Source organism: Arthrobacter castelli DSM 16402, assembly GCF_000430705.1.
Taxonomy (GTDB): Bacteria; Actinomycetota; Actinomycetes; order Actinomycetales; family Micrococcaceae; genus Arthrobacter_C; species Arthrobacter_C castelli.
In genome coordinates, this window is record NZ_AUMN01000028.1 from 1 (window position 1) to 16,214 (window position 16,214).

At 62.5% G+C, this 16,214-nt stretch carries 17 protein-coding genes and 2 pseudogenes; 7 read left to right on the forward strand and 12 right to left on the reverse strand.

Annotated features, from left to right (window positions below):
• The 5 genes and pseudogenes from H535_RS0119235 to H535_RS26740 all read right to left on the reverse strand — a co-directional run.
• A pseudogene (locus H535_RS0119235) lies at window positions 1-734 on the reverse strand (integrase); the annotation flags it as partial.
• Window positions 721-1,560: a TnsA-like heteromeric transposase endonuclease subunit gene (locus tag H535_RS26725; RefSeq protein ID WP_155838785.1), complete on the reverse strand. Its 840-nt coding sequence runs from the start codon at window positions 1,558-1,560 to the stop codon at window positions 721-723. The pseudogene H535_RS0119235 and the gene H535_RS26725, both read right to left, overlap by 14 nt.
• Window positions 1,561-1,764: 204 nt before the next feature.
• On the reverse strand, window positions 1,765-2,262 hold the full coding sequence (locus tag H535_RS26730; protein WP_155838786.1) for a hypothetical protein: 498 nt from the start codon (window positions 2,260-2,262) through the stop codon (window positions 1,765-1,767).
• Between the two features lie 172 nt (window positions 2,263-2,434).
• Window positions 2,435-3,414 (reverse strand): annotated as a pseudogene (locus tag H535_RS26735) (arsenic resistance protein).
• Between the two features lie 102 nt (window positions 3,415-3,516).
• Window positions 3,517-3,843, reverse strand: coding sequence for a MerR family DNA-binding protein (locus tag H535_RS26740; protein ID WP_211236637.1), 327 nt, complete (start codon window positions 3,841-3,843; stop codon window positions 3,517-3,519).
• Window positions 3,844-4,277: 434 nt separating this feature from the next.
• Here H535_RS26740 and H535_RS0119265 point away from each other — a divergent pair, with 434 nt between their 5' ends.
• Window positions 4,278-4,904, forward strand: a complete 627-nt coding sequence (locus H535_RS0119265) for a TetR/AcrR family transcriptional regulator (protein WP_035770222.1) — start codon at window positions 4,278-4,280, stop codon at window positions 4,902-4,904.
• Between the two features lie 49 nt (window positions 4,905-4,953).
• Window positions 4,954-6,432 carry a DHA2 family efflux MFS transporter permease subunit gene (locus tag H535_RS26745; RefSeq protein WP_051299560.1) on the forward strand — a complete coding sequence of 493 codons (1,479 nt, stop codon included), beginning with the start codon at window positions 4,954-4,956 and terminating at the stop codon, window positions 6,430-6,432.
• Between the two features lie 238 nt (window positions 6,433-6,670).
• On the opposite strand, the gene H535_RS0119275 is transcribed toward H535_RS26745, so the two are convergent.
• Genes H535_RS0119275 through H535_RS26750 form a run of 3 tightly spaced genes read right to left on the reverse strand, consistent with a single transcriptional unit; the run spans window position 6,671 to window position 8,109 of the window.
• Window positions 6,671-7,057 (reverse strand): hypothetical protein, encoded by a 387-nt coding sequence (locus tag H535_RS0119275; protein ID WP_026820834.1) that lies wholly within the window; start codon window positions 7,055-7,057, stop codon window positions 6,671-6,673.
• A gap of 19 nt (window positions 7,058-7,076) precedes the next feature.
• The gene (locus H535_RS0119280; protein ID WP_026820835.1) at window positions 7,077-7,298 is read right to left on the reverse strand and encodes a hypothetical protein; all 222 of its coding nucleotides are present in this window, start codon (window positions 7,296-7,298) and stop codon (window positions 7,077-7,079) included.
• The gene (locus H535_RS26750; RefSeq protein WP_155838787.1) at window positions 7,285-8,109 is read right to left on the reverse strand and encodes a TnsA-like heteromeric transposase endonuclease subunit; all 825 of its coding nucleotides are present in this window, start codon (window positions 8,107-8,109) and stop codon (window positions 7,285-7,287) included. Before H535_RS26750 ends, H535_RS0119280 begins: the two co-directional genes overlap by 14 nt.
• 383 nt (window positions 8,110-8,492) lie before the next feature.
• On the opposite strand from H535_RS26750, the gene H535_RS28025 reads away from it, so the two are divergent.
• Together H535_RS28025 and H535_RS28030 are read left to right on the forward strand one after the other, a co-directional pair.
• Window positions 8,493-8,942, forward strand: a complete 450-nt coding sequence (locus tag H535_RS28025; protein ID WP_081416826.1) for an SDR family NAD(P)-dependent oxidoreductase — start codon at window positions 8,493-8,495, stop codon at window positions 8,940-8,942.
• Complete coding sequence (locus H535_RS28030; protein ID WP_155838788.1) at window positions 8,864-9,316, forward strand: Rossmann-fold NAD(P)-binding domain-containing protein; 453 nt, start codon at window positions 8,864-8,866, stop codon at window positions 9,314-9,316. The genes H535_RS28025 and H535_RS28030 overlap by 79 nt, the downstream gene beginning before the upstream one ends.
• A gap of 199 nt (window positions 9,317-9,515) precedes the next feature.
• Here H535_RS28030 and H535_RS0119300 read toward each other — a convergent pair whose 3' ends face one another.
• From H535_RS0119300 to H535_RS0119310, 3 genes are all read right to left on the reverse strand, one after another.
• Window positions 9,516-10,448, reverse strand: coding sequence for a DMT family transporter (locus tag H535_RS0119300; protein ID WP_035770224.1), 933 nt, complete (start codon window positions 10,446-10,448; stop codon window positions 9,516-9,518).
• 307 nt (window positions 10,449-10,755) lie between these two features.
• The gene (locus tag H535_RS0119305; protein WP_026820837.1) at window positions 10,756-12,393 is read right to left on the reverse strand and encodes a multicopper oxidase family protein; all 1,638 of its coding nucleotides are present in this window, start codon (window positions 12,391-12,393) and stop codon (window positions 10,756-10,758) included.
• Entirely contained in the window at window positions 12,390-12,917 is a 528-nt protein-coding gene (locus H535_RS0119310) for a hypothetical protein (RefSeq protein ID WP_026820838.1), read from the reverse strand. The genes H535_RS0119305 and H535_RS0119310 overlap by 4 nt, the downstream gene beginning before the upstream one ends.
• A gap of 305 nt (window positions 12,918-13,222) precedes the next feature.
• Between H535_RS0119310 and H535_RS29185 the strand changes: the two genes are divergently transcribed.
• On the forward strand, window positions 13,223-13,426 hold the full coding sequence (locus tag H535_RS29185) for a hypothetical protein (protein ID WP_155838789.1): 204 nt from the start codon (window positions 13,223-13,225) through the stop codon (window positions 13,424-13,426).
• On the opposite strand, the gene H535_RS30225 is transcribed toward H535_RS29185, so the two are convergent.
• Entirely contained in the window at window positions 13,421-14,008 is a 588-nt protein-coding gene (locus H535_RS30225; protein WP_155838790.1) for a TetR/AcrR family transcriptional regulator, read from the reverse strand. The genes H535_RS29185 and H535_RS30225 overlap by 6 nt on opposite strands.
• 217 nt (window positions 14,009-14,225) lie before the next feature.
• Here H535_RS30225 and H535_RS26765 point away from each other — a divergent pair, with 217 nt between their 5' ends.
• Both H535_RS26765 and H535_RS0119330 read left to right on the forward strand, forming a co-directional pair.
• Entirely contained in the window at window positions 14,226-15,632 is a 1,407-nt protein-coding gene (locus H535_RS26765) for an FAD-binding oxidoreductase (RefSeq protein ID WP_155838791.1), read from the forward strand.
• Window positions 15,633-15,685: 53 nt separating this feature from the next.
• A complete protein-coding gene (locus tag H535_RS0119330) occupies window positions 15,686-16,183 on the forward strand; it encodes a cupin domain-containing protein (RefSeq protein ID WP_026820839.1) in 498 nt (165 codons plus the stop codon).
• Window positions 16,184-16,214 lie beyond the last annotated feature (31 nt).

The following is a 16,214-nucleotide window of genomic DNA, read 5'->3' on the forward strand; positions in this document are numbered from 1 at the left end:
GGCGTCGTATCCAACAACACGTACTCGCCCGGATACGACGGATTCAACCGCCCATACACGCCCTCTGGCCGTTCAGCCACCGATCGGCGTCCCCGCCCCGAACCAAACGAATGCCTGCCCTTGGCCAACTCATTAAGCCTCCGATAGGCCGCCGTCTTCCCCGGCGCCGGAACCACGCCCTCACCATGGACCCGGGCCACTTCGGCATTGACCCGGCGGATCACCGCATCCCTCGTCGGCGTCGAGGCATACACCGCCGCATCCAGAACCTGCACACACGCCGCATCCCACCGCGGATCAACACGCGAATCGTACTTCCGGGTCACCCTGCTATCGACGAGACCGCCCAACCCTGCGTCCCGATACCCGCTCAGCTTCCTCTTCAAAGTGGGCACGGAGATGCCCAATTCCTGGGCCGCCTCCACATACAAAGGTCCAGCAGCGGCACCATGATCGCGTGCCTCAATAACCCGCTTCAGGACCGGCTCCATGCCCCGGAGCTGTTCCAGCCCCTTCCGATCGAGGCTCGACAGCACCAAGGCCAGCGGATCCGGTGGATCTGCAGGAGGCTCTTGGCCGATCACCAGAGCGGACACTGAGAACGCGCCGACATGAACTTCCCGCACCGTCCCGCCGCTGCGGATCCGCACCCCGGCTCCGGTGACTTCATCGACCTGCCACATGGCGCCGTCAAACCACACGTTGGCACCGGCACTCACTTCAATGCTCGACATGAGCTTCTCCCATCCCGATATCCAGCACACTGCCCGCTGACAACGGCACGTTCAGATCCGTCCGCAATACCTGTCGCCACAGCAGATGCAGGACAGCAGCCTGCGTTGCCGGTCGGCCGAAACCAGCGACGGACCGTGTCACGGCGTCGACGGTCATCCCAGGCTCAAAGCATGCCAGCATCGCAGCAACAGCCGAATCGTGGACCAACTCCGGCCGGCGGGCCGAACCAAGGAATCGGATATTCCTCAGCATCTGGGCATCAGCACCGGTCCACACCTCGTACCCCCAGCGGCGGGCCGCGCATAAAGAAGCAGTCCAACGAAAGACCTCGCGGACTTCAGGACGCTCTGCTGCCGCTGCCGGTTTCACATCAACCACCACATACCCGCGCTTTGATGAATTCAGCAGGAAATCCGGTGCATGACGCCTGGCACTGCCACCGATATGACCATGGATCCAAAACGGCTGGCTCGCGATAGCAGTAACATCCGTATCGAAATCAGCAAGCCACAACCAGTCCAACTCCAACAAGCTTTCATAGCAAAGATGAGCATCCATGGTCGAGGACCAAAACAATCCCGGGTAATTCGATTGCCCCGCATGAGACCCCGGAACCCGAATTGGACGACCGGCAATAATCGACGCCGGATCCGCTTTGAGCCAGGCCGTACTCACCTCGCCGCGATCACGGCAAAGATACTCAGCAGTGACATTGTAGGATCCCGTTCTACTTGTCATCGGCGCAGAGTTGTGACCTGCAGTTTTACTTCGGCTGCCCGCGCTGAAATTCCGCGTTTCGTGACATTTTCCTAAAGCCACTCCCACGCGCTTTCCATCTCGTGACCACCAACGCCGTCACCTTTCGAGGGTCCAAGGCTGTATAAATATTCGGCCAGTAACTGTTGGCGGCAACTGCAAACACCTCTGGCTTGGCCGCCACAACCACGCTTTTGCCCGGCTGCGCGGGGTGTCAATTGAGGATCCGTATGCGGATCAACGGATCCTCTGATGCCAATGCCCAGCTGGCGCTCAACTCGGTATCGGTGGGTTGCCGCGGGAAGCCAGCAGGCGGTGAGCCCGACGCAGCACCGTCGGAGCGAACCGGCGGTGCTGGGTTGAGATTAGCCGCCACGCAATGCGGGAGATGCTCCGCTCATACCGGACAGCGGTGGTAAGTGTGACTCCCTCAGCGTGGACGCATACGACGACCTGGTCGCTGGTCAGTTGCGAGGTCGACTCCATGCGCAGCCACCCCGCCGTGGTGTCGTCCACCGTCCAGCCAGCGACACGGCCCTCCGGTTGGGGGGAACTCAACAGCGCGCCAAGGAAACCGAGGTCACGCGTGCGCTGCAACAGCGATCGGCGGTCCTCGAACATCGCCCGGCCCCATTGCTCCGGGGACCAGCGCTGAGCGTCTTCGGCGGCCATTGCATGGTGGTCGATATAGTGCGCGCCGAGCAGCGTGACCAGCGCACGTTCCTCGATGGGGACATCAGGCCCCATAAGACGCCGCACCACCTCTATCATGGATGAAATGCTATCAACAGGGGCCGCCAGGTGGCGGTCCGCACGTCAGCGGAGGGCGACACGCGCTAGAGTGTCCCCCAGGCCGATCGGCTGGCGGGACGGCCAAAGCGAGTCTTTTTCTGCGCACGCTGGATCCTTCGAATCACAATGGTCACCGAGCGAAAGGCCTGATTCAGCTCGGTAAGAGGCGGTGATCCGCTTTGACGATGCGTGGAATGAATTTGACGAAGACCACCATGCCGATGAGTTCGATCAGTGTTTGGGTGACGACGACGAGTGAGACCAGAGCCAGCGAGTCGGGCAGGGCAAGCGCTAGTGGGAGGACCACTAATGAGTTGCGGGCGGCCCCGCTGAAAATGGTTGCTCTCGTACTTCCAGCATCTAATTTGGCGACCCGTGCCGCAGCCAAGCCGACGGGAACCATCACGGCCAGGAAAGCCACGTAAATGGGGACCACGGCCACCAGGGATGTGAGTTCGTTGCTGACACCGACGATCTGCGACCCGATGACGACGGCCAGGGTCAGCATCATGAGCGGAACCATCAGGGCCTGCATTACCCCCATCACCCGCCGTCCGGCTGCGGCACGCCTCGACCACCATTGGGTAACGGCCGCCAACAACAGTGGGATGATGATCAGCACGATTAGGGCCTCGATAAAGGGCTGAGGTTCAATAGCTGCAACAATGCCGGGGCCGATGAACAGCAGAAGATAGACAGGCACAGCAGCATCTGCGTCAGCATGAGCAGCGGCGCCGCGGCAAGGAGCCTCTCGCCGGAGCCGCCGGCCAACCCGGAGAACACAATGACGTAGTCGATGCAGGGAGTCAGCAATACCAGCATCACCCCAATGAGAAGGGCCTGGTTATCGGCTACGAACCGGGACAAGGCTAAGACCACGACTGGAACCAGCACAAAGTTCAGGACTAAGACTGTGGCCATGAAGCGGCCGTCACGTACCGCCTTCCCCACCGATGCGAAGGGGATCCCCAGAAAAGTCGCGAACAACAGCAATCCCAGGACAGGATTGATGGCGTGTTCGAGGGGTTCCGATGCGTCCGGGACCAGCCAGCCGAAAGCACCTCCTATAACAATCGCCAGCAGGTAGAGAGCGACCTGGCGGCGCTCCATGATGTCAACCAATCGAGTCATGCCCACCCACCAAGCCTAGATGGAACGGTAGCTGCTCACTCGGTTAGAAAATGGACTACCCCTGGTAGCCAACACTCATCAATCAAGTCGATGATCATCGCTTCACAAAGGCTGGTTATGGTCTGCACCCTCGAAGGGGATCGGGCACCTCACGGCAGCTGCACATGACTGCAGATCCGTGCATTCTGCCGCGATCGTCTCCCGCAGCGTCGATGCGATGACCTGAAGATCTGCTCTTCGTCTTTCGACATCGGCCAGTTTGTCTCGTGCCGCATCCCGACACGAATCCGCACCGTGGCGGCGTTTTGACACTTCAAGAAGCCCGATCACCTCATCGAGAGTGAATCCGAGCCGCTGGGCGGCCTTGATAATCCGCACTTTGGTGACGTCATCGACATCGTAGAGGCGGTGTCCACCGGAGGATCTCACTGGTTTTTCCAAGAGTTACGCGTCCATGGAAGGGCGTGATGCGTTCCACGCGAAGCCTCGAAACAGCGAAGAGACTTTCGAACTCGACGACACGCAACGGTTGCTCTGCGATAGGTAGTGTGCAGGCCTCAGGCGCCAGGTTGCTGAAATTGTTTCGCGCATACTTTCACGATAAACCCGTACCTAGATACCAGATACAAGCGGGAATGTGGCAACGCGGCGAAACTCATGAGCTTCACATCACCGGTGTCTCATTTGAGGGTCGGGCGATTCGGAACTGTGGAATTAACGGTGTATCCGGCCCAACACACCACGGCGGTGAGCGTGGAGGGCGGGAGCCGTTATGACGCGCGTGTCGCCGGTCTGCATGCCGGTCGAAAACTACCTGGTCACAGTGTTTACAGCGGTCGAACGCATTGTCTATGCTTGTACATATGAACAGTTCATTTGAACAAGTGGGTGGGTCGCGACCCCGCTCTGCGGAGACTCGGCAGCGGCTGCTCACGGCTGCGTCGGAGTTAATTGCCGAGGCCGGCTGGGGACGGGTAACCACGCGGGCGGTGGCGGAGCGCGCCGGGCTGCCGTTGGGGGCGGTGAGCTATCACTTCCGTGGCAAGCAGGAGCTGCTCAGTCAGGCCGCGCTGGAGACAGTCGAGGCCATCTTCCCGCTGAGGGAACTCGCCAATGTGCAAACCCTGGTGGAACTTCTCGGGATGATCAAAACCTCGGTCGGCAATCGCGAGTCGTTCGATCCGGTGGTGTCGGCCATGCTGCTGGAGACCCTGCGGGAGTCCGGGCGTGATCCCGCGCTACGCGAGCGTATGGTCACGTTGCTGCGCGACTACCGTCAGTTGTTGGCCGAGCTGGTCCGGAGCGAACAAAACCGCGGTGCTGTAGCCGCCGACGCCGACCCGGCCGCCGTGGCGAGCCTCATTGCCGGGGCTGGGGACGGGCTACTGATGCACGCCCTGGTTGATCCCCGGCTCGACGTGACTGCGTCGGTCGAGACGCTGCTGGCTCTGCTAAGCGGCGGCGGTGGCGACGTCAGCGGCCGACCATAGCAAACCTTGCACATATCCGGCTTCTATCCGCGGAAGGGGTGAGAATCCGATGAGCGAATCACACAGCAGCACCAGTCACACCGGCCTGGGTTCGTTGGCGCCGCGGCAGTGGGCCAACCTGGCGATGTTGACGCTGAGCATGTTTATCATCGTCCTGGACGTCACCGTCGTGCTGATCGCCTTACCGGCAATCCGGCAGGACCTGGGGGCAAGCCTCGATCTCGCCGCGTGGGTGCCGGGAGCGTTCATCCTCACCTTTGCCGGACTGCTGCTCTTATTCGGCAAGCTCGCCGACCTCTACGGCAGACGCCGCCTGTTCGTGATCGGGATGACGGTGTTCACTCTGGCCTCTGTTGCCTCAGCGGTGGCCCCGTCGATCGAGATACTCATCGGCGCGCGGGTGGTGCAAGGTATCGGAGCGGCCATCGTTGAACCCGCGATCATCGCAGTGATCAAGGCAACCTTCCCATCCGGCAAGCTCGGCTTAGCCTTCGGCATCGAGGGTCAAGCCGCAGGGTTGGCCAGCGTGGTCGGCCCCATCGTGGGCGGGCTGCTGACCAGCAGCCTGGGGTGGGAATCGATTTTCTGGATCAATGTGCCCATCGGCGTCGTTGCGGTCGCCATGGCGCTGCTGCTGATCCCGGAATCCCGCGACGAACACGCATCGCGCAGAATTGACCTTCCCGGCGTGATCTTCAGCGGTGGCGGGTTGTTCGCTCTGGTTTTCGCCATCGTCGAGGGACAGCGGTTCGGCTGGGCCTCACCAGTGATCGTCGGGTCCTTCGTCGCCGCGGTTCTCTTGCTGGCCTTGTTCATTGTCACCGAGCGTCGGGTGCGGAATCCCTTGGTGGATCTGGAGTTGTTTAGCGATCGCTTGTTCTCTGTTGGGTGCTTCCTGCGCGGGGCCGGGGAGTTCGTCAGCGCCGGGATCTTTCTGCCACTGCTGTTTTTCATGCAGGCCCAGCTGGGGTATTCGGCCCTGCAAAGCGGTCTTTTGCTACTGCCCATCATCGTCGGCGCGGCAGCCACGGGGCCCCTGGCAGGGGCCCTGTCCGATCGGGTCGATTTGAGATGGCTGGTCATCCCTGCATTCCTCGTAGCCGGCGCTGGCCTGTTCTGGCTGGCCCACCTGTCCCCGGACAAAGAATGGACCTTCTTCATCGCTCCCTTGGCAATCATCGGGGCCGGACTTGGGGCACAGTACGGCCCGACCACCAGCGGGGCGCTGCGCAACATCCCCACCGCACGGTCCGGCATCGCCTCAGCTGTATCGTACGCGGCCGTCACCCTGGGATTCGAACTGGGTATCGTCGTGACCAGCGCCGTACAGCAAACCCAGACCACCCCCGAGGTGACCGCTGTCGAGGCAGCCAACACCGCCATCCTCGCCTGCGGCGCCATAACCCTTGTCGGCGCTATCGTCGCCGTCTTCTTCACCACCAACCGGTACCGGCACGTCACCCCAGCGACGTCACACCCGAATACCACTGCCGACGACACGGGATCACAAACCACACCGGAGATCTAACCGGTGCCGGACATGACTCAGATGCGTCCCGCGCCATGGGCTCGCGGTCGGAGACAGGATGACAGTGTAGGAGCCGGTTTTAGTTGTCATCATCACTGCTGCTCGTGCTCACATGGTGCTTTGGGTCCTGGGCTCTTCGACCGGTTGTGTCTTCTTTTTCAGGGTGGGAACGAAGATCGTGGTGAAGCCAACCCCGCTGGAGCAGCACCACAGCCGACGACTGTGAACAGAAAGGTCGTCAGTGGGGCACGACGACTATCTGGAATTCGTCCTCATAAATGAGTCTTCCCGGATCATCGGACATGACGTGCTCACATTCGACGCTGTAGCGGTGGAGCAATGCGAGATAGCTATCAACTTTGTCGAGGAGGTGCCGGGCCGACGATTTGAACCATGCCTGCGTGACCGGATTGACCGTGCTGTCGTAGATACTGGGATCAACGCGGCCAGGATCAGGATAAGCGGCATTGCACCAGTCGTTGCTCTCCCGCCACCAGATGAGATCAGCAGATGACAGCTCGCCGTCCTTGGCCAAGCCGTTGACAAGGGCGAAGACACCAGGGTGGGTGCCTCGCCGATTCGGCAACGCGGCCTGATACCTCACGTACTTGTTCGCACTGGCCATGGCCTGATGCTGCCACCGATCACCCAAGCACCAGGTAACGAACACGTGCGCGGTCCGACACCGGTCTAGGTTGGGGCCCCAGCCAGCAGCCGCCGGCCGACTCTGAGAACGCGCCAACATGAACTTCCCGCACCGTCCCGCCGCTGCGGATCCGCACCCCGGCTCCGGTGACTTCATCGACCTGCCACATGGCGCCGTCAAACCACACGTTGGCACCGGCACGCACTTCAATGCTCGACATGAGCTGCTCCCATCCCGATATCCAGCACACTGCCCGCTGACAGTGGCACGTCCAGATCCGTCTGCAATATCTGTCGCCACAGCAGATGCAGGACAGCAGCCTGCGTTGCCGGTCGGCCGAAACCAGCGGCGGACCGTGTCACCGCCTCGATCGTCATCCCTGGCTCAAAGCATGCCAGCACCGCAGCAACAGCCGAATCGTGGACCAACTCCGACCGGCGGGCCGAACCAAGGAATCGGATATTTCTCAGCATCTGGGCATCAGCGCCGGTCCACACCTCGTACCCCCAGCCGCGGGCGGCGCATAAAGAGGCAGTCCAACGAAAGACTTCGCGGACTTCAGGACGGTCTGCGGCCACTGCCGGTTTCACATCAACCACCACGTACCAGTGCTTTGAGGAATTCAGCAGGAAATCCGGTGCATGACGCCTGGCCTTGCCGTCGATATGACCGTGAATCCATAACGGCTGGCTCGCGATAGCAGTGACATGCTTATCGAAATCAGCAAGCCACAACCAGTCCAGCTCCAACAGGCTCTCGTAGCAAAGATGAGCGTCCATGGTCGAGGACCAAAACAATCCCGGGTAATTCGATTGGCCGGCATGAGATCCGGGAACCCGAATTGGACGACCGGCAATAATCGAGGCCGGATCCGCTTTGAGCCAAGCCGTACTCACCTCGCCGCGATCACGACAAAGATACTCAGCAGTGACATCCAGACCAACAGCCTGACCCATACAACAAGTCTGCTCCCTTGGATCACGAAATCCGGAAAAGACCACGCCGGGATCATGAAACGCGGAAAAGATCACGAAACTGCGGATCCTACACCAGAACTGTAGGATCCCGTTCTACTTGTCATTGGCATAGGGCTGTGACCTGCGGTTATACTTCGGCTGTTGACAGTGAAATTCCCACTTTCGTGTCATATTCCTACAGTCGACCCACATCCTATTCAGCGGACGGTCGTCGACGCCTTCTCAGGTCAAGGACCTTTGGGCCGCAAAATTATTCGGCCAGAAAGGGGTGGCGGGGAAACGCGAACACTCTTGGCCGCCACAATCATACCTTCGTCCGGTTTGCGACCCGTGGTCATTTGGAGGATCCTCTTGCGGTCGTGGCAGGGGCGAATGCAGAATGTCGGTCAGGAGCACCCTGCTGCAGCGGCCACGTGCTTTACTTCTGAGGAGAGACGGTGACCTCAACCGACAGGACCAAGAGTTCGACGCGGTCTGTCGTGGCCGTGGTCACCGGCGCAGCACGCGGGATCGGCCGGGGCATCGCATTGGCACTCGGCGACATTGGCGCAACAATCTATGTTGCCGATCGTGAAACCCGGAACCAACGCCATTCCGAGCTGCCGGGCACCGTGGAGGACACTGCTGAACAGGTCGAAAATCGCGGCGGCCACGCCATCCCTGTGTCGGTCGACGTCACCCAGGACTCCGCCGTCGATTCGCTCTTCGCACGGGTGCGCGCCGAGCGCGGCGGCCTCGACTTGCTCGTCGCTAACGCATTCGACGGGAACGCCTTGCCCTTCGCTGGAGGCCCATTCTGGACGTTGCCGTGGCAGCACTGGCACAACATGATCGACGCCGGCCTTCGCGGCCACGCCTTGACCGCCTGGCACGCCGCACCCTGCTGATCGAGCGCCGCGGGCTGGCCGTGCTCACCGGCTACGCAGAGCAGAACAAGGACGACATCCTGGCCGACCACCTCTTCTACGACCTCGCCATGACCTCGATCAGCCGACTCGGCTACGGGCTCGCTAAAGACCTGGCCCGGCACGGCGTCACCGCGGTGACCCTCTCTCCCGGAGTCACCGGCACTGAAGCGATCACCGCCGCGCTCGGTGACGACCTCCCGCCCGGTACCGACCCCGTCGAGTTCTGCGGCCGCGCGATTTGCGCCCTCCTACAAGACCCGAACGTGGCACGACACGCCGGCAAGACCGTTCCCGTCGCCGACCTCGCTTCGGAGTACGGCTTCGCCGGCGACGACCCTCGGCCACCTTCCTGACCCGCAAGGTCCTCTCAGAGGCGATACGGACCGAGATCAACGCCGATCCCTCAGCGGGCACCATCTATAAATACCTGGGTGGGCTAGCCTCCTGGAGCGACACACACAATCACTTCCTAAGGGCATCCGGACACCGGGCCTGGCCAGTATGGGTCGATCCGCACTTAACGCCCGGCAGCGGCATACCCCTGACCGGTCGTTAGTTGGCGTCGCGTGTGGTGTCTCGGTGGCGGCCGGCAGCTGTGATGTAGGCGCTGCCAAGGATCACCAGGCACCCGAGGATTTGCAGTATTGAAGGAACTTCATCGAGTACGACGGCGGCCAGCAGCAGAGCTCCAACTGGGGTCAGTAACAGCAGGGCGGATCCAACCTCGACACGCAGCCTTGGAGTGCCTATGGCCACGAGAAGCCAGCCAAGCACCTGTCCAGCCACGGCAGTCAGAGCCAGCCAACCGGTCGCCGCCCAACCCGGTGCGGGATCGAAGCCACCCCACACCGACCCCGCCACCGCGGCAACGACCGCGGCTGAGACCATGATGACCACGTAAGACTGAACCGGTGGCCGGTCAGGACCACCGCGGCGCAGCAAGAACAAGAATCCCGAATAACACAGTGCGGCCAGAACAGCGTGAATCGTGCCAAGCACGGGAGCCGAACCGGTCACACCGGTCTCGAAGACACCACCGGTCAGCAGCGTGCCGACAACGATGAACGGAAGAATCATCAAAAACCGTCGACAGACCGGTTCGCGATCAATGACGACTGCCAACAGCGGCACCATCACGACCTGGGTGTTGACCAACACGGCAGTCAGGCCGACTCCCACCTCGTAGATCGCCTGGGTCCACAGCAGGGCATCGGCGGCGAACAGGACACCGGCCGCTGCTGCCCAGCCCAGCTGGGCACGGGTCATGACCCCGACCCTCCGGCGCTCGGCCACCGCCAATGGCACCAGCAGAGGAATCGCCAGTAAACACCGGAAAAAGGACGCCGTGCCCGGCGACGTGGCCGACAGCGCCACAAAGAGCCCCGAGGTGGCCACCCCCAAAGCACCGATCGACGTAGCCATGACCGGCCGGGAGGCTGCCGCGGCAACGACACCGGCACCGCGCAGGAAAGCTCCTGAAAACATCACCCGATCCTAGCGCGGCACCACTCCTTGCATCCTTCACGACCGAGCCGACCTGAGCCCCACCGTCCCAACCGAGAATCCTCACCGGAACGGCGCGTCATCTGGTCCGGACTCGCGGGCACTGCCAAAGTCCAAACCGGCACCAAAGTGGGCCATGATGGAGTTCTACAACCACCCCGCCGAGCACTGGGTCCCACCTCCGGACCACGAACCCCATCGATGAGTTTGTCAGGATATGGCCAGACCGGCGGCGGCACGGGAGTTAGACCCTTCGTCTCCTGGGACCGTAGCGGCACGGTCGCGAACGTCATACCACCGTGAAGTTGGCCATCATGGCCATGTCCTCGTGTTCGAGATTGTGGCAGTGCACCAGATACTTGCCGCGGAAACCGGTGAATTCGACGAGTACTTCGACGACGCCGTACGGGGTGACGTTCACGGTGTCTTTCCACCCGGCGTCGTGCCGGTTCGGCTTGCCACCGTCACGGGAGTGCACCTGAAAATGCGCCAGGTGGGTGTGCACCGGATGATTGAAGTCGCTGGTGAACCGCCACAGCTCCACCGTGCCGAGCTTCGGTGTGGCCAGCGATTCGCGCGGGTCGAAGGGTTCACCGTTAACGGTCCAGATATCGCCGGTGCTCAGGCGGAAGTCGAAGGTGCGCACGCCCACGGCGTCCTTCCGGTCCAGCCGCCGATAGGACCGACAGAGCCGGTCGGGAATCGTCGTCGTATCGGTTTCTGCGCGGTCCACGACGAACTTCATCACCTGACCGGCCGGCCCCGAGCCCACGGAGTTGGCGACCACGACCTCGGTGCCGACCGGCAAAGCGGAGAAGTCGACGACGACGTCGAACCGCTCGGCCGGGGACATCGGGATGGACGGAAGCCGCTGCGGCGCAACCAGCAGCCCGCCGTCCGAGCCGATCTGGGTGATGGGCAACTCCCGGTTACCGGCGCGGAAGGTGAGCTGGTACACCCGGGCGTTGGAGGCGTTGAGCAGCCTCAGACGGTATTTCGTGTTGGCCACCCGCTTCACCGGCCACGGCGCGCCGTTGACGAGCAGCACGTCGCCGAGCACCCCGTCCATATAGGCGGACTTCACGCCGCCCGGATCGTGAAGCTGCGGGTCCTTCGACGGGTATTGCAGCTGCCCGTCGGCGTCAAAGGACCGGTCGCAGATCAGCAGCGACAGTTCCTTATCTCCCGCCGCCAGGTCCAGGAAGTCCTCCTCCTCATCCCGCACGAAGGCCGACCCGACGAGGCCGCGCCAGAGTTGCGGGCCGGAGAAATCCATCCGGTGATCGTGGTACCACAAGGGCGCGGCGCGCTGCTCCAGCGGGTACCGATAGGTCCTGCTGTCCGGGTGCAGACTCCAGACCTGCGGGTCCGGCTTCTGGGGCACCCGGCCCTGTTGGGGGCCGTTGCCGGTGCCAGCAGCCTGCCGGGCGTGCATGCTCAGCATCGCCGCATCCACTCGTTTATCGTATCCGTCGGGGACGATCAGATCGGTGGGATAGCCGTCCGAATCGTGGGGATTGACGCCCCCGTGCAGATGCGTCGAGGTGGGAACGGGCAGCTCGTTATGGATCGTCACCTCGATCTGCCTGCCGCTGCGCGCCTCTATCGTGGGTCCGGGGAAGATGCCGTTATACCCCCAGATCTGCGTCGTGAACCCGGGCAGGATCTGCGCATCGGCCGCCCGCTGCGTCACCTCATAGTGGTCGACCCCGCCCGCCGATCGCACCGGCTCGAGCACGGGGACTTTCGGCAGTTCGGCGTCGAACCGGGGCGGAAGCTCGACGGCGGAGGACATCACCGTGCCCGTGGCACCGGAAACCGGACCCTTGGGCGTGAACAGGGAATCGCATCCGGTGACGGTCCCGGCGGCCACGGCACCAATGCCTGCGGCGGTCAGGAACTGGCGGCGGTTGACGGTGCGGCTCACGGCTGCCTCCCCGGCTGATCCACGGCCGGCCGAACGGGCTGTTCGCGGAAACGCTCCCGGCGGCGCGGGCGGGGACGATACACATGCCGCCAGAGCGCGTAGCAATAGATCGAGCACACCGAGATCAGCAACACACCGGCAAAGATGTGCAGCCCGACGACACGCGTATAACCGATGATCTCCTGGACGAACAGGCCCAGCCAGAGCAGCACCCCGGCGACCATGGGCCACCACGCGCCGCGGGAGACAGTGGCGAAAAAGATGCCGAGCACGAAACACGCGAAAATGACCACAGTGATGAAGAACGCGTTGATGCCGTGCATGGTCAGCATCGACACGTTGCCCTCAACGAAGAGGGCCGCCAACAGCGCCTGAGCGACCAACAGAAGCATCAGTATCGAGGACACGACGCGCAGGGCCCACAGCATGACGCTGAACGGCCGCTCGGCGAATGCCTCGGGCGGCGGCTCAGGATACTGACCGTGGTGGTCATCGGCCAGATGATCAGCACCGGAAGTTGGCATGACCCTATTCTGCACCCGCACTCCGCCAGCAGGCATCATCTTTTCGACGTAGTCGCACTACGTCAAAAAGCGACCGGAGCCGTGCAGTAGCGACCCGCGGAATCAGCCGGCAGTCGCGCACCGAAAAGACTTTCAGGCGGTTACGGTGAGCGTTGATAGGTCGGCGTCGGTTGCCATGTCAGCGAAACCAGGACTGGTCGGCGATGATGCCAAGCTCAGACCGCGAACACTCCGACCCGCTGCCATCACATGGCCCGACGCTCGCACTCACCTCGACTGTCGCCGGTGCACGCGGGAGTCAGTAGGTGACCACTGGCGTATCCACCGCACGAAAGGACGCCCGTCCAACCACCGTGCGCGGCATCGATGCTTACGACGAAACCTGGGACTTCCTCTTCGACCAGCCCCAAGGCCAGATCGAGTTAGTTCCTGATGACCGTGAAGTGACAGACCAGACCAGGTTGAGGATCAGCAACCGGAACGAGGCGCAGCCTGATTGGTCATTATGAGATGTCTAGGTCCAATGCCGAGGAGATGGCGGCGTCGGCGATGATTTGGAACATTTCTTCCATTGCGGCGGCGGAGTAGTCACCGGCGATGTCGCCGTTGAGCCATCCGGATAGCAGGGCCTGGTAGGCGCCGACCATCGAGTGGACTACTACCTCCAGTGGCACCGCCGGTGCGTGCCCGGCGGGGAGCAAGGCAGCCAGCCTGCTGCGAAGGGCCTCTGACAGGAGCGCCTCAACGCGGGCTTGCACCAGCGCAGAGGCGCTCCGCCGAGGTGTGAGAGCGCGATAGAGCTGGCTGTGTTGAGCGACGCCGGCGAAGAGTCCTGGGTTAAACCTCATCCCGGTCCCGGTAACCGGTCCGGGAGCGGGGGCGAGAAGTTGCTCGATGCGGTCCAGGCAGGAGAGCAGTAGGTCGTGTTTGTCGGTGTAGTGGGAATAGAACGTCGACCTGCCCACGTCGGCTCGATCGATGATGTCTCGCACCGTGACTGCCTCGTAACCGTTTTCGACGACCAGGGACAGCAGTGCCTGCTCGATAGCTTGCTGGGTGCGTCGGACCCGACGGTCCGGTGTCGTGTTCATGAAGGCTGCCTCCAAGAGTTCGAACAATGTCCCCACCGGTGTTCGGAATTGGACATTTCCACCGGATTGACTGTTGACCACCAAGACTATCGAATGAAGAGTTCATTACTGAACACCTGTCCGTTTATGGCGGAGTACCGATGGCGCCACCACACCGATCGCTGCCAAGGCTCTGCTGAACCCGGACTCTCAAACGAAAGCAAGGAGGACTTACATCGTGGATACTACGAAGCGAGCCGGGCCCAACCGGCACGACATTGCGGAGGCCCTGCGCCAGACAGCCTCTGGTTCGGTACACATGGCCGGCGAAGAGCGCTACGATGCAGCACGGCAGCCCTGGAACACGACCATCAACCCCAGTCCCGCCATCGTCGTCGAGGCAATCGCGCCCAGTGACGTACGGGCCGCTGTCCGCGTGGCTGGTGAGTATGGGCTGCGTGTGGCGGTGCAGGGCACCGGCCACGGCGCCGACCCCGCCGATGGTGCACTCATGATCAACACCGCTGGGATGAACACCGTTCACGTTGACGCGTCCCGGCGGGTGGCACGCGTCGGGGCCGGGGCGACTTGGGGTGACGTGATCGGTCAAGCCGGCCGCTACGGCCTCGCACCGCTGTCGGGATCCTCGCCAACCGTTGGAGTGGCTGGCTACACTCTCGGAGGTGGGCACGGGTGGCTGTCGCGCACCTACGGGTTTGCCGCGGACAGTCTGGTCCGCGCGCACATCGTCACCTCCGGCGGACAGTTGTGCACCGCCGATGCCGAGAACAATCCCGAACTGCACTGGGCGCTGCGCGGCGGCGGCGGCAACTTCGGCGTAGTCACCGATATGGAAGTGCAGCTGTACCCGGTCAGTAGCGTATACGGTGGCATGCTTCTGTTCGACAGCATGCCAAGCACCATTGCCAGCTACCGGGACTGGGCACTCGGCCAGCCCGACGAGATGAACACCGCGCTGATGATGATGCCGATTCCCGACGTCCAGGGCGTGCCCGAGCCGATCCGCGGCAAGCGGGTCCTCGCGCTGCGGGTCTGCTACCTGGGCGACGCTGAACGGGCCGAACGGCTGCTCTCCCCGCTGCGCGACGCAGCCGGGCCACCCCTGATGGGAGAGCTGACCGACATGAGCTATACATACCTGGCCCGCGACATGATCGACCCGCCACCGCCGCAATCCAACCGCGGACATCTGGCGATGTATCAGCAGCTGCCCGACGCGGCCATCGAAGCCCTCAACGATGCGGCGGGCCAGCCAGCCGACACCGCCGATTCGCCGGTAAAAGTCGTCGAGATCCGACACTTCGGTGGAGCCATGGCCCGCCCGTCTCATCACGCGGGACCGGTCGGTGGCCGGGATGCCTCCTTCTGCGTCCTGGTATCGGCGCCCCTCGACGGCCTCGAACAACCGCAGGTCAACGCCGTAGACACATACATGGACGCACTGGCTGGCCGACTTGACCGCCACGCCACCGGAGGAAGCTTTCTGAGCTGGCTGCCACACCCCTCCAAGATCGCCTCCGCGTACTCCCCCGACGACTATCAGCAGTTACAGGCCGTCAAGGCCACCTACGACCCGACGAACCTGTTCGGCTACCCCAACATTGCACCTACTCAAGAGAGCTGAGCCCAATGTGCCGAAACTGCAGTAACCAAGTCACATATCGCAAAGGAGCTGCCATGAGCTACCCCCAGCCCCGCTACCTCGCAAAACAAGGCGAAGCCAGCGCACAAGTCCGCACCAGTTCTGAACCACCCGGCTACACCACCGCCAAGGGAACCGCCGGCCACTACCTCGCATCGACCCACCAGACCGACGGCCTGTTCAGCCTCTTCCGATGGGAGATGAGCGCCACGTCAGGAGGACCGTCTCCGCACTTCCACCGCAGCGTTTCCGAGACCTTCTACGTCCTCAACGGCATCGTCCGGCTCTACGACGGACGCGACTGGTTCAATGCCCATCCCGGAGATCTCATCTACGTCCCGCCCGGCGGCATCCACGCCTTTACCAACACATCCGGCGCACCAGCATCAATGCTGATGATGCTCGCTCCCGGAGCCGACCGCGAAGCCTACTTCGCCGAACTCACCGAGCTTGCCGCCAGTGGCCACACACTCACTGACGATGAATGGGCCAACCTCTTCGCCCGTCACGACACCGTCCTGGTCAATTCCTAACAGACAGCCAACACAAGCAACCCGGCAAGAC